Here is a 22,881-nt window from a genome sequence, read left to right as displayed (position 1 = left end):
AGTTTGCTTTTACTCCTACAAATCAAAATTTACTCCCAGTACAAATTGCCTGCTTAATGGATTCGATTCTGAACCTCCTCCTTCCGGGTCGTAGTTCTTAAGTAAATTACTTCTATTGATTGTAAATAAATTAGATCCAGTAGCATAAACTCTGACCCTTCCGGCCTTAATTTTTTCTGTGATACTGCGTGGAAGAGTATAGCCAAGTGTAAGATTTCTTAGTTTGACATACGAACCATCAACGTAGGTCAGCGTTTGATACCCGGCGTAGGAGTTCAATGTTCTACCCCAAAAGGCTGCAGGGAAATCATTTGACCGATTTTCAGGAGTCCAATAATTTATCGAAGCTGGACTGTTTCCTGTACCGGATGGATTGTATCTTCCTAAAAATTCCGCATCGATAGTTTGCCCCACTCTGGCTACAAAGTACAGGTTCAAATCGAAGCCTTTATAATTGAAGTTATTTTGGAAGCCGCCAACCCATTTTGGAACAGTAGAGCCTACGAAAGTTTGATCTTTTGAATCTATAATTTTGTCACCATTTAAATCTGCTACTTTTATATCACCCGGCTTAAAGGTTGTAGTTCCTGTGCGATATTGAGCAGCTTCCTCAGCCTCATCAGTTTGCCATATTCCAAGCTTTTTGTAGGTATAGAATGAACTAATAGGGCGGCCGAGTAACCACGAGTTCTCTTCCGTTTTCTGGGTGGCGTAAATGTCTGTTCCCGTTAGAAGTTCCGTGATCTTTTCTTTATTTCTATAGAAATTAATGGTTGACGTCCACCTAAAATTCTTTTTTGAAATATTGGTAGAGTTCAAACCAATCTCGATACCTCTGTTACTAGTTCTACCAATGTTTTGAAACACTCTTGTTGCCCCTGATGACCATGGAAGATCTCTTGGCAAAAGGATGTCGGAAGTGATTGTGTTGTAAAAATCGAACGTCCCCGTTATCCGGCCTTTTAATAGACCAAGGTCTAACCCTATATTGGTTGATGCCGACTTTTCCCAACCAACGTTTGGATTCGCGACGGTGCCCTCAAACATATATGCAGGTGCTGGAACCTCACCAAATCCAAGCTGATTGTAAGCAGTAAGGTTACTTTGAGTTCCGTAAACGTCTAAATTATAGTTCCCTGAAACACCGTAGCTAGCTCTAAATTTCAAGTTTGAAACAACCGGTCTTATTTTTTCAAAGAATTCTTCATCACTAACATTCCATCCTATGGCAGCGGAAGGAAAGAAATCCCATCTGTTTCCTGCTGATAATCTAGATGCACCATCGAAACGGCCAGATAAAGTCAAAAGATACTTCCCTTTGTAAGAGTAGTTTGCTCTAGCCGCGTATGCCATATTATTCCAGCCTTGATAAGGACTAGATATATTTCTTCCCTGAGTGCTTGTACCACCTAAGTTGTAATAAAGCTGAGAAGCAAGCAATTGCCCTATACCTTCTGCGTAAGTTTCATCTGCATCGCTTTGAAGGTAACTAGTTATACCTGTTAAGGTAACTGAGTGATCGCGAAGAGTTTTATTATAAGTAAGGATATTGTCCCAGTTTAAAAATCTATTATAATTATTTCGTATAGAAGCTTGAGAAGATCCTTGGGTGTATCTTTGAAGGGAAAATCTATCATTGTAAATACCAGCTTTCCTAAAAGTAAAATTGGTTCCAAGATTAGACCTGAAGGTAAGACCTTTCAGTGGAGCCAACTCCAAGTACCCGTTTGCGATAATATTGGTATTAAGAACAGTATTCCTGGCAATATTCTCACTAGCTTCATCTGCAAGAGGACTAATATTAGCTGAAGTTAAACCTGCAGCCATTAATGGGAAAGGATCTACTTGTCCTAGCTCATCGTAAGCTGTTCCCATTGGAGTTACAACCATCGTCTGTGACAAAGGATCTCTCCTTACGTCTTGCCGGGAGTATGTTATCTGAGTTTGCAAGCCTGTTTTAGCCCACTTATTAATATTTTGATCTAGGTTAAATCTTCCATTATAGCGATTGTAACCACTATTTCTAAGCATCCCTTTTTCCTGGAAATACCCAACAGACCCAACTATCCTGGTCTTCTCGGAACCACCGTTTACTGTAACTGAATGGTTCTGCTGCATGCCGTTTTTCAATAATAGATCCTGCCAATCTATCCACTGTCCATTCTGCAAAGCGTTGAATTCACCATTCTCGGTAAAGACTTTATTATCATCTGCAGGACTACTCCAAATACCTGCATTTCGTCCAGCATCTCTCCTTAATTGCAGATAAGCCTCACCAGTACGAATTTCTGGAAAAATATAATTACTCGTTCCATAGAATGAATTGTAAGACACCTTCGTTTTGCCTGCTGATCCTTTCTTAGTGGTTACAATTACAACCCCATTCGCCCCTTGTGCACCATAAATTGCCGTGGATGAGGCGTCTTTTAAAACTTCAATTGACTCTACATCATTCGGGTTAATTGCGGAAATGTCACCACCCTGGAAACCATCAATGATATAAAGAGGACCGTTCCTGTCGGCAAGTTTATCTCTAGCCGCTATAGATTTAGTACCCCTGATCAAAACTGTTGATCCACTACCTGGAACCCCTGAAGTTCTTGTGATATCAGCACCAGGTATCCTTCCTTGAATTGCATCAATAACGTTACCTGTCGGAACGCGGGTAATATCCTCAGACTTAACCGAAGACACAGATCCCGTAAGGTCCCTTTTCTTTACCGTACCGTAACCAATTACGACAACCTCATTAAGTGTTTCAGCATCTGAGGCAAGCTTGATAGTGACGGAAGACTGACCTGAATTTACATTGTATTCCTGTGATTTAAACCCAATATATTTCACTACTAACGTCACAGGCTGATCTCCAGCTACCCTGATCGTAAATTTCCCGTTTACGTCTGTAGACGCTGCACGTGTTGTTCCTTTAATTCCAACACTAGCTCCAATTAAAGGCTCACCTTTTTCGTCGGTAACTGTACCTGAAATAGTATAGTCTTTAGTTGCTCCCTGATCGCTTATTGATTTGATCACTATCATATTCTCAACCAACTCAAAAGTGAGTGGTTGATTTTGAAGCACCTGCTTCATTACAGTTTCAACTGAACCGTTTTCGGCAAACACGCTTATTTTGCGGTTTAAGTCAATCTGGTCGAGCCGGTAGAAAACGCTGAAAGAACTAGTCTTTTCAATTTTCTTTAATACCTCTCTAACCGTTGTACTCCTCTCGTTGATATTAAACGTACTCTGCGAATAAACCGCAGCATGTATTTGCATCATACCGGCAAATACCAAGATGGTGGTTAGTTTCATTGTTCTCAAGATTTTTCGCCTGTGCGGACTGGCGAATAGAGAATTTCTAGACAAAAAAATCATAAATTTGGTCAATAACTAGTTAATACCGCGCTTCCCCAAGCTTCGGGTATTAGCTAAAATTCAACAATGACCGGGGTGTTGCAGCACTCCGGTTTTTTTTCGCGAAAGTCTAATTTGCTTTTTAAAGGCCTCAACCAACCCACAAATTACTTTCATAGCCCTACTTAACTTTCGTTCGTTTGGGTTTTTCTAAATCTCGTTTGATGTTGTAGTACTTCGTTTATTTATGTAACGTCCATTATTTGTTTAATTGGTTCTTAATTTTCGGATATGACAATTAGCTGGTTATTAACAGTGTATTTAATTGGAGTAGTTTCTTTAATCACCTGCAGTACCTTCGATATATTCTCTAAGTTCTTGAACGTGCCGGTGTACTTGTAATTTTTCAGCAGTTCGCTTTCAAACTGAATTGTTACATTATACCTTCTTTCTAGCACCTTCGATAGTTCTTCAAATGAATCTTCCTGAAAGATAAGGAGGTCGTTCCTCCATCCGTTAAATTCTTCTATAGCCGATGGTTCTATTTGTTCAACCTTAACAGGCTCTGTTTTGACATCTTCTGAGGCAGCATTCTTAGGACCTGAAGGACTAACTTTCGTGATCTTTAGTAATTGATGTGCATCTAAATAGACCTTACTGTTCTGGTATGAATCGTCTGTTAAGGGTCCTTCAACAGAGACCTTTCCTTCTACAACTGCTGTTTCAAAAATCTTCTCATCAGGATAAGCTTTAACATTAAAAACAGTGCCAACATCGCGAATGGTAAACTTATCCGTTTTAACGAGGAAGGGAATATTTGCATCCGATTTTGCGATATCAAAGTATGCCTCACCTGTTAAATACACCGTACGGCTTTCCTTGCCAAACTCCTTCGGATACTTAAGTTCACTACCTGCATTTAACCAAACAAGGGTACCATCAGGTAGATTTAGCTTTCTTGGCATTCCTTTCGGAACCCGCACAACTTCAAGAATTTCCTCCGGAGAATTATTGATTATCCTATAAAGACCGAGAGCACATAACGGAACTACAATCACAGCAGCAGCTGCCCTTAACACAAAGGAAAGTCTTCTGATAATTGGTTTTCTATTAATGGTTTTATCCGCGAATGAAGAATAAGCTGCTTCAACATCAATTGAATGGTTTGCTTCCAAACTTTGATGCCAGGCCTCGTATAATTGAAAATAAAGCTCCTCATTTTCAGGTGAGCTTTTAATCCATTCCCTGACTTCGGCTGATTCAGTCTCATCCGCCTGTCCGGTAATGTATTTTACAATGGTTGTTTTAATATCCTCATTCATAGAACGGACATAAGACAACTCAGAGGACAAATACCCCCAAAAGAATTTTTAAATATTTGTATTTAATAGAATCGAGACTAAAATGAGCAAGTGTTTCAAGCCCTGACGTAGCCTGTCAAGCGCAATGGTCAGGTGTCGCTCGACGGTTTTTTGTGAGATCTGGAGACTCTCCGCAATCTCTCTGTTCTTCATATTTTTAAAGCGACTTAACTTGAAAACGTCGCGACACTTCTCAGGTAGCTCTTCGATAGCCCTGTGAATCTGCTCTTTCAATTCCCTCTCCTGGGCAGGATTACGGTGAAGGGCAGGAATCTCTGAAAGCATATTGTTCTTGGCGAGATAATTTACGTACTCGCTTTCAATTTTCTTATGTTTCAAATAATTCAGACAACGGTTCTGTACCGTTCTGTATAAATATGCATTGACTGAAGTTTTTATGCTTAAGCTAGATCTTTCCTCCCAAAGGTGGGTAAATACCTCAGAAACCACTTCCCTGGAAACATCTTCATCGTTTACAAACCGGTTCGCAAAGAAGATGAGCCTTGCATAATACGTTTTGAACAAAGATTCAAATGCCTTCTCATCATTGGGTATAGTGCACCCATTCCACTCTACATTATTACCTAACGCATAATCAAACGCACTAATCGACATTTTCCTGTTCAGTTAATAATTGATTTATTTTTCGCAATTAATAAGAAATCCACTTTCCAGCTACAAATGAAAGAGAATTGTCCTAAATAAACAATTCTCTTTCACAATTCATCTTAAAGCTCAACCATGGCCTTGATCACCCCAGTAGCTGGATTTAACCAACTCTCAAATTCAGCTTTTACCTCCTCAAACTGGACGCGGTGGGTAATATATGTTTTAGGATCAACTAATCCTTTTTTCATGGAAGCAATCACGTGCTCGAAATCCTCACGTGTAGCATTACGACTGCTCATTAAGGTTCCCTCGCGCTTGTGGAATTCGGGGTGACTAAAAGAGATCTCCCCTTTTTGTAAACCGATCAATACAAAACGGGCTCCGTGAGCCATATATTGGAACGCATTATTTATTGCCCTCTGATTGCCGGTGGCATCAATAACCACAGTAGGCATATCACCATTAGTAATCTGTTTCAATTGCTCAGTAACATCAGGATCAAGGGCGTTAACAAAATGCTCAACTTTCAGCCTGTTTTTACAGAATTGAAGGCGATCATTATTGATATCAAGTGCAATTACTTTACCGCCTGCAATTCTGGCAAATTCCATAGTTCCTAAACCAATGGGACCAGCGCCGATCACCAGCACAAATTCTCCTGGTTTTACGTCTGCTCTGCGTACTCCATGAGCTCCGATAGCTAAGGGTTCTACCAAAGCAAGCTCATCAAAACTTAAGCCTTCGCCATGTAGTAAAGAAGAAGATGGAACAGATAAATATTCTGCCATTCCACCATCAACGTGCACCCCGCAAACGTTAATGCTTGTACAGCAATTAGGTTTTCCGCTACGACATGCAATACAGGTACCGCAATTGAAGTAAGGAATAAAACTTACTTTTTCGCCGGGAGTAAACCCTTCTGCACCATTTGCTTCGACCAATTCACCGGCTAACTCGTGACCTAATATCCTTGGGTAGCTAAAGAAGGGCTGTGTCCCCTCAAAGGCATGAAGGTCGGTACCACAAATTCCTATACGCTTTATTTTAATTATCGCTCTCCCTTCAACCGATGCAGGCTTTTCTTTCTCTGAATAATCGAACTGACCGGGAGTTGTACACACTAATGCTTTCATGTAAAAAGATATAATAGATACTAGATTTGAATATGAGATATTGATATTGAAGTACTAATTATAAGATTTGAGATACGAGACCGGATAATCAAATAATTAGATTCCAAACGAATAACACTTTATTATATTTTGTAAAATTTCACCGCGTTATTACCAAAGAACTTATCCTGTTCTGCCTTACTAAACTGGCTAAAATAATCCTTCACCAGGTTTAACACTCCGGTATAGGACTCCGCCACTAAACAAACAGGCCAATCTGAACCATACATTATTCTGTCTGTTCCAAACGCTTCTACAATCACGTCGATATAAGGCTTAAAGTCAGCAGCTGAATGGTTTTTCCAGTCTGCCTCGGTAACCATCCCTGATATCTTACAGTAAACATTCTCAAACTGCGAAAGAGCTTTGATATCCTTTTTCCAGTCGTCAATCTTCTTGTCTTTGATATACGGTTTTGCAATATGATCTACTACAAATGGCTGATCAGGAAAAGCCGCGACGAATTCAGTAGAATAAGCTAATTGATCTGGAAAAATAAGGATATCGTAGGTGAAATTATATTTAGTAAGCAACCCTATACCGTATTTGAAAGCGGCACGAAGCATAAAATCCCGCTGAGGTTCACCTTGCAACACGTGCCGGAATCCCTTCAACTTTGGAAACTGAGTATAGTACTCCAATCTTTCCTGTACATTTTCTGCCTGCAGGTCTACCCAGCCCACAACACCTTTGATAAAGTCGTACTGCTCTGCGTTATTTAATTGAAAAGAGTTTTCAACTTCTGATTGATCTGACTGTACAGTGATACATCCATCCAGACCATTCTCTTTTAATGTCGTTAATAGATCTTCGGGCATGAAATCCCTTTGGATAACTTTCATATCGTCATTGATCCAGCTGTCCCTTACAGGATCAAACTTCCAGAAATGCTGATGAGAATCTATTTTCATACTACAGGTAATTATATTCTTTAGATATCAGACCTTCATTTTTCATAGCCGCCCAAAAGTCCACGGGGATCTCCTGATAGGCTAACTGCACGTTCTCCTCAACCCTACCAGGATTGGTGGTATTTAAAGCAATACTAACAACACCAGGAGCACTTAAGGCAAATTGCACACACGCCGCTGCAGGTTTAATATTGAATTGATTGCACAGCCTGAAAAAGTCTTCCCGCCACTTAAAAATTGCTTTATTCTCTTCTGTATCGGGCTTTATTAGTTTATAATCATAGTAATCACCGCCAGTGAGGAAACCAGCGTGAAATACTGCCGAATTGATAATTCGCACATTCTTAGCTTTCAGCTCCTCCATGAATTCAAGCAAATCTGAGGGGTGTTTTCTTATAGTCATGCTATTAGCGAACATCACCCAATCAAGATCAATATCACTAGCAATGCGCTGTATAGTTGTCCAGGTTTTAGCCCCTACCCCTATCAATACTCCATGAGTTTCTCTTAAAGTTGCCAGGGCTTTGTAAGCTTCTAATACATCATTGTAAAGTTCTGCTTCCTCTTCTGCCGAATTTGCTGTTGCCAGGTACTCATCGGGATCATGAATAGAGATAAATTGCGGAGCATACTTACCCAATAATTTATTCCCTTGCTCAAAGCATTCTAAAATGCCCTCGTAGCTGATCTTTTGAACTGCATCAAACTTCAGATCTCTCCATACTCCCGGCTCGAAAGTCGGCTCCTCCGTAGTGAGTTCAGTTCGGAACCAGCCTAACTTATTGCTGATCACTACTGATGAGGGATCAACCTCTAGTCTGTCTAAACATTCGGCAAGGGCTTCGAGAGCCAGCCCTGCACCATACTTTCCTGCAGAATCAAACACGACAGGTGCAGGCGAATATTTAACACAATTAGATACAATTTCCTCCTTTACCTCAATTGGTAAGGCTGTATAAAGATTACCCAAAGCACTTGTTCCAAAGATTACTTTAGGCAGGTTTATTTTTTGCTGAGCTTTAGCTTGCGACATATGTTTTTAATGAGCAGTTGAAAGTTTTATATTCTTAACATTGAGGTTTTTAAGGGCGAAAAAGAAAATAACAATAAAGCATGCTGCAGGAACCAGGTATGCAGTCTGAATATTTGACGCATCAGATACAGCACCCATGATCACTGGAAACACAGCACCCCCAACAATAGACATGATCAAAAGCGAGGAACCTTCTTTAGTTTTGCTTCCGAGTCCCTGAATCGCCAGTGAGAAAATGGTTGGGAACATGATAGACATAAAGAATTCAACGCCAATAATTGAGTATACTGCAAATTTCCCTTCAGTTACTACGGCAAGGATCAAAAGGAGAATGTTTAAAATGCTATAAACAGCAAGAAGTTTAGCAGGAGAAATGACCCGCATCAATGCAGTTCCTATAAAACGTCCTATCATGAAACCTAATAATGCTCCTGAAAGAAAATAAGCGGCGGATTTTTCCTCTATTCCCGCAACTCTTTCGGAGAACCGGATAAAAAAGCTACTTACACAAACTTGAGCCCCAACGTAAAAGAATTGAGCAAGCACCCCGAAAAGCAGGTTCTTTTCTTTCAATAAGGAACCTTCTGATTTCTCTGTTTCGTCTTCCTTAATGTCGGGTAAAGTAGTTTTCCATAATACAATAGCAATAGACAGCACTACTACTCCAACAATGATGAAAGGAAGTTGAACAGATGACGCCTCGTGGTTGAGGTACTCATTCAATTGTTCGGATGACATTGCCTGCTCTTCAGCAGCGCTTAATGTTTTGCCTGATAAAATGTATGTACCGCCAATAAGTGGTGCAAGAAAAGCTGCCAGACCGTTAAACGACTGTGCAAAGTTTAGACGCTGTGTCGAGGTCTCAGGAGAACCTAAAACCGTTACATAAGGGTTAGCTGCTGTTTCTAGGAAGGTAAGTCCACTTGCAATGATAAATATTGCAAAGAGGAAGAAGCCATAATCCCTTGTGGCTGCAGCCGGATAAAAGAGGAAAGCTCCGGCAGCAAACAACAAGAGACCTAAAATTATCCCACCCTTATAGCCATACTTATGCATGAACTTACCGGCAGGAATGGCAAGAAGAAAATACGCTATATACGCTGCAGAATCAATAAATGCAGACTGGCTGTCTGTAAGCTGACAGGCTTTTTTTAAGTGCGGAATGAGTATAGGGTTGAGATTTAATGCAAAACCCCACAGAAAAAACAAAGAAGTAATGAGTGCAAATGCGAACTGCTGTTTATTTTGTTTCATAATAAAGCCTGTTTACAACTGGTTGAGTTCGCAAATGTAAAGCTTGGAAATCGATTTCCAAAAGAAAAATAAACGGTTTAAGAAGATGTGATCTTATTCTTATCCCAATTAATAAATCGATTTCTAGTTGTTCCCATCTAAATTTACATTACGAAGAAATCTCCTACTTTTGCCCAAGCAGATGAGCAATAAAAGAATTACGATATATGATCTTTCTAAGGAACTGGGTATTTCAGTTTCTTACATATCGAAAGCATTGAATAACCAGCCCGGAGTAAGCGAGCGAGTACGAGCTTTGGTAGTACAAAAGGCAGAGGAACTGAATTACAAGCATAATACCCACGCTGCAAACCTTCGTCGCGGTTCATCGAGAACATTGGGAGTAATAGTTCCGCACATTAATCAAAGCTTCTTTTCTGATGCTATCTCTGGTATTGAGAGAGCCTGTGCCGAAAACAATCATAGTTTGATCATCTGCCAGTCGCATGATAAAGTTGATAAGGAAAAGGTAGCAATAGAAACACTAATTCATCAAAATGTTGATTGTATCCTTATTTCTGCCTCAATGGAAACCACTAACGCTACTTCACTAGAGCAGATCCTCAAACACAACATTCATCTGATACAATTTGACCGTTGCATAGAGTTAATAAACAGCCATAAAGTCGAGAACGATAATCTTGAAGCCACTTATAAGGCTGTTAAAAGCTTAATAAATGAAGGGTATAGAAAGATTGCATTTATCGGAGGGCCTTCGCACATAAATATCTATAAAGAACGTAAGGAAGGATTTATAAAAGCGATAAAAGAAGCGAGCCTGCCAATTCCATACAACTTCATTATTGAGGAAACACTTGAAAAACATGAAGCACACGATATAGCTACAGAGTTGCTTTCCCTTAAAGAGGCCCCTGACGCATTTTTCACAATTTCAGACATCCAAGCATTAGGAGTTAAACAAGCGATCGAAAAAGCAGGTTTACGGGTTTCTGAAGATGTAGGGCTCTTCGGTTTTGCTAATGAACCTTTTACAGAACTTATCGAGCCAGCAATTTCTTCCATCGATCAAAAAAGTGAGGAGCTAGGCTATCAGGCAGCCAAAGTTTATTTTGAGGAGTTATTGAAGAAGAGCGAACAGAAAGAGCCTTCGAAAAAGATAGTTGAATGCGAATTGATGATCAGAAAAAGTTCTCAGAGGCACTAAAGACGTCCGGTAGCCTCGTTTTGCAGGGCTTTAAATTACTTAACGAAGTTCTTCTACCTTTTTATCAATCCCTCTAAAAACACCTAAAACTCAAAAGGATAAGTTTCGGGAACCTTGTGGCCATTTACACGAACATTAAGTGGATGTAAAGCTTTTGAATGGTCTATGTAGATGAAAGCATCATAACGTTTGTTTAAGATAGTAGGAACATAGTTTCCATACCTCTCGTGTTTGGGATTGTACACTACACCTATCGCCCGATGGGGCATCATTTTATTAAATCGCTCATTCTTATTATTTGGGTCAAAAATCAAAAGTCGATTATCTAAGAATTCCTTATGGAGCACATCCTCTACACTGCCAGGACGAGCATCGGGAACAACCATCTCGCGCATGGGAGCACCCCAACTATCTCCTGCAATTACCCCTCCATGGTAGGATCCAAATCCAACCAAAACAGTATCAGCTTCACCTTTTTGTTCTCTTACCAATTGCCCTACATTAATATCACCTGATTCCACCATATCCGTATATCGTGCATCTCCTATATGCGTATTATGCTCCCAAACGATGGCTTTCGCTTCCGGTCCATGAAATTCAAGAAGCCTGTTCAAAGTTTCCATCATATGGGTATCTCTCAGGTTCCAGGTATTAACATTAAACCCGGTCATATTACGATAATACCTCTCGGCGTTAACGGCAATCTCTGCATTTTGGTGAGCATTTAGAGCAGCTTCAGGATCATGATCATAAATTAGGGTCTTTTTTCTAATCTCAGAAAGCAGATTGATCACATGTTCCTGGCAGCTCTCCTCCATAAAGTTTTGTGCGCGGGCATAACGATGTTCGTCCTCCTGATAGGGCTCAAAACAGCGAATAGCATCAGCGGCGTATTCGGCGGCCTTTGGATCATTTTGAGAAAGATACTCCATCAAAACATCCATTGATTCCCAAAGACTATAAACATCCAGCCCATAGAACCCTACCTTCTTGTCGGCGGGCTGGGCAGCGTTATATTCTTTGAGCCAGTTGATCAAGGATACTATTTCCCAGTTAGCCCACATCCAGGTTGGCCAGCGATCAAATTCCTCTAACAGTTCACGCGCTGTCTTATCCTGATATTCGTAGCCTTTTACATAACGGTTAAGCTTGTAACAATCTGGCCAATCGCCCTCTACCGCAATGAAATTGAACCCTTTTTCTGTGATTAGTCTTTTGCTGATCGCGGTCCTCCAGGTGTAGTATTCATGAGTTCCATGCGTTGCCTCGCCAAGAAGTACATGATGAGCATCGCCGACCCTCCTTAATAAGGGATCAAGATCTTTCGAACTTTCCAGCTTATAAGTATTCTCTCTGTCCACTTTTATCGCTCTGGAATCTTCATAAGATTTAGTCGCCATTTTCCTGTCCTCCTGATTATGTACCTATAAAATATCTCACGTATTTGCACTTTAAAGGCCTTCTAAATCTAACCTCGTAAAATTCCAATTGTTTAGGTTTTGTGGGGATTAAGAAAGACTGAAGAGTTAAGGGGAACTCAGGTATATGAATCTAAGAGCCCTGACAAAAATCAAGGCCCCTGGACTTATATTTCAACAGATAAGAAATTTGGGTAGGAATTAGATTGCCCTGTCTAAATGAACATAACCGCCATCTACGTAGGTAATTTGACCCGTTGTATGACTAGATAATGGAGACAAAAGAAAAGCGGCGGCGTTAGCTATTTCTTCAGTGGTAGTCATGCGGTTTCCCAATGGGATATGTTTCTCAATCGACTTAAGTTTTTCTTGAGGGTTTTCGACGGTCTGGATCCATCGTTCATATAAGGGTGTCCAGCATTCAGCAACTACAATAGCATTTACACGAACCTTATGTGGTAGTAATTCTACCGCCCACTCCCGCGTAAGTGCATTCCTTCCCCCATTTGATGCTGCATAACCCGACGTACCACCCTGACCTGTATCGGCAGTCTTTGAACTGATATTAAGTATTGCTCCTTGTGCCTTAATCAATTCAGGCGAGGCATAGTGAGCCATTAAGAAATAATGTACCAGATTCTTATGCAAGGAGTTCATGAAACTCTCATACGTACCATCTACTAAACCTACGCTATCATTCTCTCCTGCATTATTTACCAGACCGTCGATCCTTCCAAATTGTGCAACCACTGCTTCCACGGCGGTCCTACAACTTTCAGGATCAGTTAAATTAGCCGGAACCTGGAACGCAGTGCCTCCTGCAGCTTCAATTTCGGTAACCGTCTTTATGCTTTCTGATTCAGTACGGCTTACGATCACAGGAATAGCACCTTCTCTGGCCAGCACCAGCGCGATCCCTTTGCCTATACCTCTGGCACCACCGGTCACGATGATTACCTTGTTTTGAAGCTTCAAATCCATCTTTTAGCGTTTAGAAAGGTTAGTTTAATTTTTAGTAAGCCTGCAACAAAAACAGACTTACTAAAAGTATATTATGAGAAATTAAGGTTTTGAAAAAGCAATAACTTTTTGCTTAGAAACACCCAGTCCATCGATTCCAAGTTCAACAACATCTCCCTCTTTTAGGTACACAGGAGGATTGAAACCTAGACCTACTCCTGCAGGGGTACCAGTTGAAATAATATCACCGGGAAGTAAAGTCATGAACTTACTGATATAGGAAACCAGGAAAGGAACATTGAAGATAAGATGGGCAGTAGTTCCCTGCTGCATCTTCTGACCGTTAACAGTTAACCAAAGATTCAGATTGTTTACGTCAGAGATCTCCTCTTTTGTTGCCAAAAATGGTCCTATTGGAGCGAATGTATCACATCCTTTTCCTTTATCCCATGTACCATTTCTCTCCAGCTGAAACTCTCTTTCAGATACATCATTATGAAGAGTATACCCTGCGATATAATCGTTTGCTTCTTCCTGCTCTACATAAGAAGCTTTTTTACCAATTACCACTGCAAGTTCAACCTCCCAGTCGGTCTTTACAGAATCTTTTGGCAACATGATATCATCAAAAGGACCAACTAGTGCCGTTGTACTTTTCATGAACAATACTGGCTCGGAGGGTAATGCTGCATTGGTTTCAGATGCATGATCTGCATAGTTAAGACCCACACAAACTATTTTCGATGGACGTGCCACCGGTGCTCCTAATCGTACGTTCGCATCAATAACTCTTAAGTTTTCTCTATTTGCATCTACAAAAGACTTAAGCTTCTCAATACCATCATTAGCAAAGAACTTCTCGTCATAATCCTGACCAAAAGCTGATGTATCGTAGTTAATACCATCAATTTGTACACCTGTAAGTTCTTGTCCCGGATTTCCGTATCTTATTAATTTCATTTCTTTTAATTATTCAATTTTATAAAACCACCATCAATAGCATAATCGCTACCTGTTATAAATCCTGATTCTTCAGAACATAAAAACAACGCTAAGTAAGCAATTTCTTCCGGAGAGCCCATGCGACCTATAGGCTGACTCTTTGATAATTTCTCAAATATCTCTGCTTCCTGCCCCGGATAGTTTTTTGAAATAAAACCATCTACAAACGGGGTATGCACACGTGCCGGCGAAATAGTATTGCTTCGGATACCATCCTGAAGATAATCCCGGGCAACTGACATACTCATAGCATGGACAGCACCCTTACTCATGGAATATGCAAAGCGATCGGCTATCCCAACAGAGGAAGCAATAGAAGCCATACTTAAAGCTACTCCCGATTTCTTAGCTTTCATCATTGGGATTGCTGCATAGAAACAGTTATAAGCACCTTTAACGTTTACATTGTATACTCTTTCGAAATCAGCCTCCTGCGTATTTTCCACATTGCCCACATGAGCGATACCAGCATTATTTACCAGGATATCAACCGTTCCAATTGCAGCGAAAGCATCAATTACCTGTTGCTGATTAGTAACGTCAACGTTATGAAAATCTCCATGTCCTCCTGCATCTCTGATCACCTGTAAGGTATCTTCTGCTGTCTGTTGATTGAGGTCGAAAATATGAACAGTGGCACCTTGCTTTGCAAACAGAATTGAAATTGCTTTTCCTATTCCGCTGCCGCCACCTGTAATAACTGCGTGTTTATTCGCTAAACTGAACATAGTCTTTATTTCTATAGTGAAACCCCTCGTTTCCAAGGTATAAAATCGTCTTGACCTAATTGTACTGCCTTGGGTTGCACAACACCGCTGGCCACTAAAATTACATAATCCAATATACGTTCTGCCGACTGCTGGATCGTTTCTTCGCCATCAATGATCGTTCCGCAATTGATGTCAATAATGTCTGGCATCCGTTTATATAAAGCTGTATTGGTGGATATCTTTACAACAGGAGCAACAGGATTCCCAGTTGGAGTGCCCAGCCCGGTAGTAAATAATACAATATTAGCTCCGGCTGCCACTTCCGCTGTTGTGCTTTCGACGTCGCTTCCGGGAGTACAAAGTAAATTTAAACCAGGCTTGCTTACCTTTTCAGGATAGTCTAATACAGCTGCAACCGGAGAAGTGCCCCCCTTCTTTGCCGCTCCTGCAGATTTTATTGCGTCTGTTATTAATCCGTCTTTAATATTTCCAGGCGAAGGGTTGGCGTAGAAACCTGAACCCGAAGCCTCTGCTAAGGCATTGTAAGACCGCATTAGATGAATAAATCTCTCAGCTGTCGGTACATCCACACAACGGTCACTTATCTCCTGCTCAACACCACATAACTCGGGGAATTCGGCTAAGATCACACTTCCACCCAAGCTTACAAGGATGTCAGAAAGATAGCCCAGTGCCGGGTTAGCAGAAATTCCTGAAAATCCATCCGATCCTCCACACTCCAGTCCGATATTTAGCTTTGCAAGAGGAGCAGGCTGCCTCACAAACTTATTCGACTGGATCAATCCAGCGAAAGTTTGTTTAAGTGCTTCCTGTAATAGCTTACTTTCCGTTCCAAGGGCTTGTTGCTCGAGTATATACAAAGGCTTGCTGAAATGAGGATCCCGTTTTTGTATCTCTGCCTGCAGGATACTTGCCTGAGCATGCTGGCAACCAAGGCTTAAAACAGTAGCACCTGCTACGTTCGGATGAGTTATGTATCCGGCAAGTAGCCCGCACAAGGCATCAGAATCCATACGGGTACCACCGCAACCCAGCTCGTGATTAATAAATTTAATACCATCAATATTTTGAAATAACTTCTGGCCCTCCGAATTCTTTTCTGAAAACTTTAGATCTGCCTGAAGGATCTCCTCTACCGACTTTCCTGCTTTATACAGATCTACTAAAGAATCAACTTCAAGCTCATATTTCCTTGGTTTTGAAAAACCTAACTTTTCCGTTAATGCTTCTTTAAGCACTGATATATTCCTGTTCTCACAAAATACCAAAGGTATAACCAACCAGTAGTTTGCAGTCCCAACGCTTCCGTCTGCTCTATGATAACCTAAAAAGCTTCTTTCTTTAAATGCTGAAACATCTGGTGCTGTCCATGCTGTTTTCCTTTCTCCAAGCTTGAAATCCTGAGCAGCATGAACCAAATTATCTACGGTAAGGGCAGCGCCCCTAGGAATGTATTCTGAAGCCTTCCCTACCAGTACTCCATACATAAATACTTCGTCGCCAATTGCCAGATCTGAAATACTAAACTTGTGCTTTGCAGCGACCGTTGTCATCAGTGGAAAAACAGAGCCTTTGAAGTTAATCAATGTACCTGCAGGCAAATCTGTGAGGGCCACTAAAACATTATCGGCAGGATGTATCTGTATATAGGTATGAGCAGAAGTCTTCTCCATCATCTAGTTATTGATCGGGTGAACAATGCCACCCGGTTTATAATACGTTAGTTGTATCTATTACAAAAGAACGTGAACTCATACATTTAAAAGTTTATCATTTTATCCAATTATTATGCAATATTGTCCTTAGTCTTATTTTCAGAGCTCCACTTAGACTATTGCACGCAATCTTTTGTATATTTCCTCTACAATGAAGCCTCAATTATTAAAAGTTTTCAAAGATGAATCAAACTCCTTCAATGCCAGAAGGGGCACAAAGCCCGATGTCAATAATCGCTGGCATTTTCATCCGGAGCTGGAATTAGTGTATTTCAAAGAGGGAGAAGGAATTCAATTCATTGGAGATGATATAAGTACTTTCAGTAAGGGAGATGTAGTACTCGTTGGCTCTAATTTACCTCACTATTGGCAGTTCAACGAAGAATACTTCGTAGCCCAAACGGCGGATAAAGTTGATGTTGCTGTGATTCATTTTAATGAATTGTTCTGGGGAGAAGCATTTCTAAACCTTCCCGAGAATAAGCCCCTAAGATCTCTGTTAGAAAAATCGAAGCGGGGGATTCAATTGGGAGCACTACATGATCCCCTGCTTGGAACTAAAGTTGAACAAATAATCTCGCTAGAAGGAACGCGAAAAGTGCTGGCTCTCATTGAGGTACTGCTAACGCTGGCAGAATCTAAAGACATAAAACTTTTAGCTACTGTAGGATTCCAGCACAATTTCCTGGAGTCAGAGAAAGACAGAATAAACGCCATTTACAACTACAGTATCAGTAATTTCAGGAAAAAGATCACTCTGGAAGAAATCGCAGAAGTTGCGGCTATGAGTCCTAATTCCTTTTGTAAGTTCTTCAAGTCGAGAAGCCGGAAAACCTATTCCGAATTCATCAACGAAATAAGGATTGGCCATGCTTGCAAACTGCTGATTGAAAGTGATTATAACATCAAGGAGATCTGCTTCCAAAGCGGGTTCAATAACTTCTCGAGCTTCCATAAATTTTTCAAGTTGCTGAAGGGTAAAAGTCCCCTCGCCTATCAAAAAAGCTTCCGAAAACCCTCATGAACAGAACTCAACAACGGAGGATGAAAGGTCTTGGTTGGTTCTTTCTCCATTAAGATTCAGCAATGCGATCTCATTACGGCTAAAAATCATTAATGATCTCAATAAAACAAGCTAAAGCTAGATGACTAGTACTTGTATCTTTTAAGAAAACGTATCCTGCCGCCAACTTGCTTTAGCCATTCTCTTGCCATCAGTTCGTGCCCGGCAATGGTTGGATGTATCCCGTCCCATATCCAATACGCAGGCTCCTTTCTTTTACATGCCTTTGTAAACACTGATGGATAATCAACCAGTACTGCATCAAACTCTCCGGCCAGCTTCTGCACTACTGCTCCCCTTTTTTCCAACTCGCCCGACCATTGTTTCCAATTTTCTTTTACCTGGCCTACCGGAGTAACAAAAGGTAGTCCTAGTACCAGGATCAATTGAGGATTGGCAGTCCTGCTTCTTTGAAGGATATCGCGATAGATGGTCTCAAACTCTTCAGGACTCTTTGCGAATTCTGACTTTTGAATAACAGCCGCCACATCATTAATACCAATGAGAATGCTTAAAACGTCTGGCTTCAAAGCAAGGGTATCATCTTCCCATCTCTTCTGAAGATCCGTCACCTTGTTGCCACTTATTCCCCTATTGTAGAATACCAGATCTTTTTCAGCAAAATCCGCAGCAATTCTACTTGCTACTGAAAAAGCGTATCCATGTCCCATAATGTGATTAGGATCAGTATTGCGACCGCGATTTCCATCCGTTATCGAGTCACCCTGAAATAGGAATATAAGATTATCATCAGCTTCCTTAAAGCGCCTATGTTCAGATGCCAATAGGTTTTCCGGCTTAATAAAAAATGTGGATGAAGCTATTGTTAATGACTGAAGGAATTTGCGACGGGAAGAATTTGCCATTATAATTAATTAGAGTCTATTTCTAAGTGGATATTTTTCTTAGCCTGAATTGGCTAAAATAGGATAAATTTCTGCTCTTTCAATTACACTTAGTGATGCTGTATAACGTATTTGAGAAGTTGGTGAATTATAGTTCAAGCCCTTGATATTTGCACATATTAGCATAAGATATGGAATGGACGGTTGAGAGACGGAGCCAAGACGGTTCACGGACGGTTCTATGACGAAGAAACCTTTTGACCATTTGGAAGTGAAAAGATACAATCAGGAGAAAAACCGGACAGATGCAGTATGCAAAGATTGTATAGACTTTCCCAAAAAAAGCCCAAGCCTTTCGACTCGAGCTTTCGCCTTAAAAAATAAATATCTGAACTAAGGTCTACTTTACCAGCTCTACTGATTCAATATCAAATCCAGTAGCTTTGAGATCAGGGTTTACTGTTATTTCCAATTTTTCAATATCTTGAAGTACAGGGACTTTCGTTGGCGCGTTCGCAGGGGACCATAATGCTTGAAACCCAGGATACGGCCTTGGTAGCAACAGCGAAGAATTTGGTTTAAATGCTTTTAAGGGAATATTCAAATCTGAAAGCATAGCCGGCAGATCAACGAAGGTTGAATAAGCCTGGCCTTCAGTATTTATTAACGTAATTTTCATCCTTCCTTTCTCATCTGACAGAGCTTTTGCTTTAAGTCGGACTGTGCTGAATCCCTCCAATTCGCGAAGGCGGCCCTCCAATTTATCCGCAATGAACTCTTGAAAACCTGCTATCTTATCTGCCGAATACTGATCTACTTTTAACCGGTACTGCAATTGCGAGCCTTTATCTGAAGTTAGGTATGTAGTTTTAACATTCTTATCCCACTGAGGCATTCTCCTGATATTCAAATCCGTCCCGGCATCAAAGATCTTCAAGCTACTGCCTTTTGCTGCAACATGGGTCCTCCAGGTTTCGTTGTTATAATTATCCCATGCCCATGGATTTCCTTTATGACCTCCTGGAAAAACTATTTCCTGATCTCCCTGCTTAACGGCAATGCGGTAATTTATTAAGCCAGGTATTACAAATGAAGCGGGAACTAAAGCGCTATATTCATACCCTTGAACTTGTTGCATTTCAACCGTTTTATACTCGCCCGATAGTTGATTAAGGAGTAGTGTCACCTTGGATCCCGCGGTTAAACCTGTAATTGTAGCTGTCACCTTGAAATCAACTCCCTCGCTAATTTCTGAAAAAGGAGTATGTTTTATAAACACATCGTTTGCTCTTCCTTCAGGAGCCACAAATTCATTAAGACCTACATTTCCTGACCATTTTAAAGCAGCGTTAGGTACCTTCTTCTTCTTTTCTACCAATAAATAGGTTCCTGGAGTAATGCGGAAAGTGTTATTTGCGACCTTGGCGTTAAAGGAATTACCTTTATTTAAGGGCTTGATCTGAAAATCAGCACCCAAGTCCTTTAAGCGTACCGTCATTTCTTGATTTCTCCACTCTATACGGGTCACCTCTTTAGCCAAGGATGCTTTGGCGAATGGATCCCTGATGCTAATAGCATCAGGCATAACTTCAAGTCGCCAGACTCCTGTTTCCGCCTGGTCAAGAAAGTAAGCTCCAGTCCCATTATACGTCACGACCGAAGAACTTCCTACCCCTGCAATTTTTCTCAGTTTTGACGCATCAACTGGTTTCGAAGCCGTGGAATTTGAATAATAGAACTCCTCGCCCGAGTTCATCTCACTTAAGCCTTCCTTGTAATTAATCCTGAAGGTCTCAAAGTTATTATTAGTGGGATAAGTCCCGTACTTTTTAAGCCTTGGAACCTTATTAAAAACTTTAGATGCAATTAATAAACTTATTGCTTTTGAAGGGGTATAAGCAAGGTTGAGATAATGGGTTTGATATTCCGTATTAGCAAAGGCCGTTGCCATTGGATCATAAGCAAATTGTGTTGCCCATTGGAAGCCTGCAGTACGGAAACTCCTCGCCATAGCAGGGTACATTACTGGTTGTAATATATCTCCGGCATCAAACTCGTACACCATTTTTGCTTTATTCTTAAACGCCGGAATAGAGTCAAACGGGATGTGGTAACGGTCAACGTTTGGAAGAAAATTACCCTTTAAGGTATGACCGGCGACAAGCCCGCTAGGGTACCATTGAAAGCTAACGCCATCAATATTTGCATTTGCAACTGCGTCGGAATAATAGGGCGACTCGCTGATGTTATAGAAAACGGGCTTTGTCCAACCGGTACTTCTTATGGCATCAGCAAGTCTGTTTACATAATCTTTTGCGCCGCTTTTCGGGCCGCTATGATGTGGCTCATTATTGATCTCGGTAGCAATAATGTCAGGATCATTTTTGTAGCTTAACTTGGTGTAAGGATTTACATGCTTGAAAAACTGTTTAAGGTAATTCTCCTGCGCTCTGATAGCTTCTTCCTTAACTACAGAGGGCCCTTTACCATACTTGCTTACCCAGCTTGGAGTCTTTTCATCGTTTTCCGGATACCCATTTCCCCAGAAAGCAATTGGAGTAACCAAAGTCTTTATCCCTCTCTTCTTAAGCTCCGCGATGAGGAAATCGAATAACCTGAGATGATCGTTCTCAAGGAGATTACCTACGGAATCGCTAATCTCCGTATCCCAGACATGTACGCGAAAGGCGTTCAGTCCCAGACGTGCCATATGATAGACATCTTGCCTGATTGCCTCTTCAATATTTACCCCCAGCACCTTGTGCGAGCGATAGCCATAGGCGAACGGAACAGTGTAGTTTACTCCAAAGAAGGCTGCTTCTTTCTGAGTACTTCTCCATCGCATTACACCATTTGCATCTACATAAACCCCTTTATCATCCTGTGCAGAAGCTATATTAACAGAAAGCACAGTTGATAAAAACAGAAAAATAAACAGCTTTTTTGCAGTCATTATATAAGCAAGTGTGTTGTTTTACACCTAAAGATTCCACACATCTTTTTTGAAGTGTTAGATAAGCTGAAGATGCTTAAATAAATCATTGGCAACAAGCTGCCAATGATCTGAACCAATTTAATCAACCTAATTTAAAAATGCATCAAGGGCAGCGGTAGGTTTGCCGCTATCATCGAATGCCCCGAGCTTGTATCCCTTCCAGCTATTATAAGCCTGCGGTTCCCAGTAGAGTACCCCTAGTCCTTTACTGTCTGGCAGTGAATTTACTTTCGTTATTAAATCTGATATAAATGCTCTGGCTATGTTTCCTTCCGATGCAGGCATCCCTACCTCTACAATCATCACCTCTTTACCGTACCGGCTGATCATATCATTCATATTGCTTAAGCACTGCAAATTTTTTACTTGCCAGTCTGCAACTTCCGGATACATAGACATACCAATCACGTCCCACTGTGCCCCGTTATTTTTCAGTCCATCGAACATCCAGCGGTATAAGCTATTGTCGTAGCCATTTGAAATATGGACAATTACCTTTGCTGATGGGAAAACTGCCTTAACGCCGCTATAGCCACTGTTTACCAAGTCTGCAAAATTCTTCATACTTACAGAAGCCTTTCCTTCATCCCACAACATGCCATTATTAGTTTCATTACCAACCTGTACCCATTCAGGCACGATACTGCTATTTTTAAGTGAGGTAAGCACATCAACAGTATGATTATAAACAGAAGTTTTTAAGGCTGAAATGTTCTGACCTGCCCAGGCTGCAGGTTTTGGCTGCTTCCCAGGATCTGCCCAAGAGTCGCTGTAATGGAAGTCAATCAAGATCCTGAATCCCATGTTTTTTGCACGCTGGGCTTTAGTTAGCACATCTGCTTTATTACACCATCCGTCGGTAGGATTAACCCAAACCCTCAAACGAATTGTATTCATTCCTTTAGCTTTTAGAATTTGCAGCAAATCCTGCTGGCTACCACTGTTGTTATAGAACTTAACTCCCGAAGTCTCCATTTCGGTTATCCAGCTAACATCTGCGCCTTTGGCAAAGCCTCCCACCGGACTCGCAGGAACCTCTTCTTTTTCCTCTACAATAGAGGCGCTGTCCTTCTTGCAAGCAGTGGTGGAGATTGCCAGGATCAGCAACGCTGTTAGTGACTTGAATAAATTAATTTTTAGCATCAGCTGTAGATTTAATATTTGATATGGCCCCGAAAACTCTTTTGAGGCGCCGCACCAGCAAGCGCCTCTCTGAGCTAACTAACCAAACGTTTTTTTTCTTGAAAGCCTAAT

17 protein-coding genes are annotated in these 22,881 nt (G+C 41.0%); 2 read left to right on the top strand and 15 right to left on the bottom strand.

Translation table 11 applies throughout. The annotated features are described in order from the left end of the window. Nucleotides 1–15: 15 nt before the first annotated feature. The 7 genes from J4N25_RS12290 to fucP form a co-directional block, all read right to left on the bottom strand. The gene (locus J4N25_RS12290; RefSeq protein WP_207422510.1) at nucleotides 16–3,312 is read right to left on the bottom strand and encodes a TonB-dependent receptor; all 3,297 of its coding nucleotides are present in this window, start codon (nucleotides 3,310–3,312) and stop codon (nucleotides 16–18) included. A 320-nt stretch (nucleotides 3,313–3,632) separates the two neighbouring features. Next, nucleotides 3,633–4,676, bottom strand: coding sequence for a FecR family protein (locus tag J4N25_RS12285; RefSeq protein ID WP_207422509.1), 1,044 nt, complete (start codon nucleotides 4,674–4,676; stop codon nucleotides 3,633–3,635). Nucleotides 4,677–4,724: 48 nt separating this feature from the next. Next, nucleotides 4,725–5,330 (bottom strand): RNA polymerase sigma-70 factor, encoded by a 606-nt coding sequence (locus J4N25_RS12280; protein ID WP_207422508.1) that lies wholly within the window; start codon nucleotides 5,328–5,330, stop codon nucleotides 4,725–4,727. Between the two features lie 113 nt (nucleotides 5,331–5,443). Beyond that, entirely contained in the window at nucleotides 5,444–6,457 is a 1,014-nt protein-coding gene (locus J4N25_RS12275; protein WP_207422507.1) for a zinc-binding alcohol dehydrogenase family protein, read from the bottom strand. Between the two features lie 122 nt (nucleotides 6,458–6,579). After that, nucleotides 6,580–7,407, bottom strand: coding sequence for an amidohydrolase family protein (locus tag J4N25_RS12270; RefSeq protein WP_207422506.1), 828 nt, complete (start codon nucleotides 7,405–7,407; stop codon nucleotides 6,580–6,582). A 1-nt stretch (nucleotide 7,408) separates the two neighbouring features. Beyond that, a complete protein-coding gene (locus tag J4N25_RS12265) occupies nucleotides 7,409–8,440 on the bottom strand; it encodes an aldo/keto reductase (RefSeq protein WP_207422505.1) in 1,032 nt (343 codons plus the stop codon). 6 nt (nucleotides 8,441–8,446) lie between these two features. Beyond that, complete coding sequence (gene fucP, locus J4N25_RS12260) at nucleotides 8,447–9,694, bottom strand: L-fucose:H+ symporter permease (protein ID WP_207422504.1); 1,248 nt, start codon at nucleotides 9,692–9,694, stop codon at nucleotides 8,447–8,449. A 181-nt stretch (nucleotides 9,695–9,875) separates the two neighbouring features. On the opposite strand from fucP, the gene J4N25_RS12255 reads away from it, so the two are divergent. Continuing rightward, nucleotides 9,876–10,898 carry a LacI family DNA-binding transcriptional regulator gene (locus tag J4N25_RS12255; RefSeq protein ID WP_207422503.1) on the top strand — a complete coding sequence of 341 codons (1,023 nt, stop codon included), beginning with the start codon at nucleotides 9,876–9,878 and terminating at the stop codon, nucleotides 10,896–10,898. Between the two features lie 83 nt (nucleotides 10,899–10,981). Here the strand turns inward: J4N25_RS12255 and J4N25_RS12250 are convergent, their stop codons facing one another. The 5 genes from J4N25_RS12250 to J4N25_RS12230 all read right to left on the bottom strand — a co-directional run bounded on the left by J4N25_RS12250 (nucleotide 10,982) and on the right by J4N25_RS12230 (nucleotide 16,682). Beyond that, nucleotides 10,982–12,298 (bottom strand): erythromycin esterase family protein, encoded by a 1,317-nt coding sequence (locus tag J4N25_RS12250; protein ID WP_207422502.1) that lies wholly within the window; start codon nucleotides 12,296–12,298, stop codon nucleotides 10,982–10,984. A gap of 219 nt (nucleotides 12,299–12,517) precedes the next feature. Further along, nucleotides 12,518–13,297: an L-fucose dehydrogenase gene (locus J4N25_RS12245; RefSeq protein ID WP_207422501.1), complete on the bottom strand. Its 780-nt coding sequence runs from the start codon at nucleotides 13,295–13,297 to the stop codon at nucleotides 12,518–12,520. Between the two features lie 81 nt (nucleotides 13,298–13,378). Beyond that, on the bottom strand, nucleotides 13,379–14,236 hold the full coding sequence (locus J4N25_RS12240) for a fumarylacetoacetate hydrolase family protein (protein ID WP_207422500.1): 858 nt from the start codon (nucleotides 14,234–14,236) through the stop codon (nucleotides 13,379–13,381). A 5-nt stretch (nucleotides 14,237–14,241) separates the two neighbouring features. Further along, on the bottom strand, nucleotides 14,242–15,006 hold the full coding sequence (locus J4N25_RS12235) for an SDR family NAD(P)-dependent oxidoreductase (RefSeq protein WP_207422499.1): 765 nt from the start codon (nucleotides 15,004–15,006) through the stop codon (nucleotides 14,242–14,244). Nucleotides 15,007–15,017: 11 nt separating this feature from the next. After that, on the bottom strand, nucleotides 15,018–16,682 hold the full coding sequence (locus J4N25_RS12230; protein ID WP_207422625.1) for a UxaA family hydrolase: 1,665 nt from the start codon (nucleotides 16,680–16,682) through the stop codon (nucleotides 15,018–15,020). A gap of 193 nt (nucleotides 16,683–16,875) precedes the next feature. On the opposite strand from J4N25_RS12230, the gene J4N25_RS12225 reads away from it, so the two are divergent. Next, the gene (locus tag J4N25_RS12225) at nucleotides 16,876–17,748 is read left to right on the top strand and encodes an AraC family transcriptional regulator (protein ID WP_207422498.1); all 873 of its coding nucleotides are present in this window, start codon (nucleotides 16,876–16,878) and stop codon (nucleotides 17,746–17,748) included. Nucleotides 17,749–17,873: 125 nt separating this feature from the next. Here the strand turns inward: J4N25_RS12225 and J4N25_RS12220 are convergent, their stop codons facing one another. The 3 genes from J4N25_RS12220 to J4N25_RS12210 form a co-directional block, all read right to left on the bottom strand. Continuing rightward, entirely contained in the window at nucleotides 17,874–18,653 is a 780-nt protein-coding gene (locus J4N25_RS12220; protein WP_207422497.1) for an SGNH/GDSL hydrolase family protein, read from the bottom strand. A 379-nt stretch (nucleotides 18,654–19,032) separates the two neighbouring features. After that, nucleotides 19,033–21,585 (bottom strand): cellulase family glycosylhydrolase, encoded by a 2,553-nt coding sequence (locus J4N25_RS12215; protein WP_207422496.1) that lies wholly within the window; start codon nucleotides 21,583–21,585, stop codon nucleotides 19,033–19,035. Between the two features lie 129 nt (nucleotides 21,586–21,714). Continuing rightward, a complete protein-coding gene (locus J4N25_RS12210) occupies nucleotides 21,715–22,770 on the bottom strand; it encodes a glycoside hydrolase family 53 protein (protein WP_207422495.1) in 1,056 nt (351 codons plus the stop codon). Nucleotides 22,771–22,881: the final 111 nt, after the last annotated feature.

The sequence above is a fragment of the Desertivirga brevis genome, from assembly GCF_017355835.1.
Note: the sequence above shows the minus strand (reverse complement) of the source record. Positions and strands in the feature narration are given on the sequence as shown.

Excerpts from the sequence above, each read along its gene's own strand:
- J4N25_RS12290 (WP_207422510.1), bottom strand. The coding sequence starts at position 3,312 with ATGAAACTAACCACCATCTTGGTATTTGCCGGTATGATGCAAATACAT.
- J4N25_RS12285 (WP_207422509.1), bottom strand. The coding sequence starts at position 4,676 with ATGAATGAGGATATTAAAACAACCATTGTAAAATACATTACCGGACAG.
- J4N25_RS12280 (WP_207422508.1), bottom strand. The coding sequence starts at position 5,330 with ATGTCGATTAGTGCGTTTGATTATGCGTTAGGTAATAATGTAGAGTGG.
- J4N25_RS12275 (WP_207422507.1), bottom strand. The coding sequence starts at position 6,457 with ATGAAAGCATTAGTGTGTACAACTCCCGGTCAGTTCGATTATTCAGAG.
- J4N25_RS12270 (WP_207422506.1), bottom strand. The coding sequence starts at position 7,407 with ATGAAAATAGATTCTCATCAGCATTTCTGGAAGTTTGATCCTGTAAGG.
- J4N25_RS12265 (WP_207422505.1), bottom strand. The coding sequence starts at position 8,440 with ATGTCGCAAGCTAAAGCTCAGCAAAAAATAAACCTGCCTAAAGTAATC.
- fucP (WP_207422504.1), bottom strand. The coding sequence starts at position 9,694 with ATGAAACAAAATAAACAGCAGTTCGCATTTGCACTCATTACTTCTTTG.
- J4N25_RS12255 (WP_207422503.1), top strand. The coding sequence starts at position 9,876 with ATGAGCAATAAAAGAATTACGATATATGATCTTTCTAAGGAACTGGGT.
- J4N25_RS12250 (WP_207422502.1), bottom strand. The coding sequence starts at position 12,298 with ATGGCGACTAAATCTTATGAAGATTCCAGAGCGATAAAAGTGGACAGA.
- J4N25_RS12245 (WP_207422501.1), bottom strand. The coding sequence starts at position 13,297 with ATGGATTTGAAGCTTCAAAACAAGGTAATCATCGTGACCGGTGGTGCC.
- J4N25_RS12240 (WP_207422500.1), bottom strand. The coding sequence starts at position 14,236 with ATGAAATTAATAAGATACGGAAATCCGGGACAAGAACTTACAGGTGTA.
- J4N25_RS12235 (WP_207422499.1), bottom strand. The coding sequence starts at position 15,006 with ATGTTCAGTTTAGCGAATAAACACGCAGTTATTACAGGTGGCGGCAGC.
- J4N25_RS12230 (WP_207422625.1), bottom strand. The coding sequence starts at position 16,682 with ATGGAGAAGACTTCTGCTCATACCTATATACAGATACATCCTGCCGAT.
- J4N25_RS12225 (WP_207422498.1), top strand. The coding sequence starts at position 16,876 with ATGAAGCCTCAATTATTAAAAGTTTTCAAAGATGAATCAAACTCCTTC.
- J4N25_RS12220 (WP_207422497.1), bottom strand. The coding sequence starts at position 18,653 with ATGGCAAATTCTTCCCGTCGCAAATTCCTTCAGTCATTAACAATAGCT.
- J4N25_RS12215 (WP_207422496.1), bottom strand. The coding sequence starts at position 21,585 with ATGACTGCAAAAAAGCTGTTTATTTTTCTGTTTTTATCAACTGTGCTT.
- J4N25_RS12210 (WP_207422495.1), bottom strand. The coding sequence starts at position 22,770 with ATGCTAAAAATTAATTTATTCAAGTCACTAACAGCGTTGCTGATCCTG.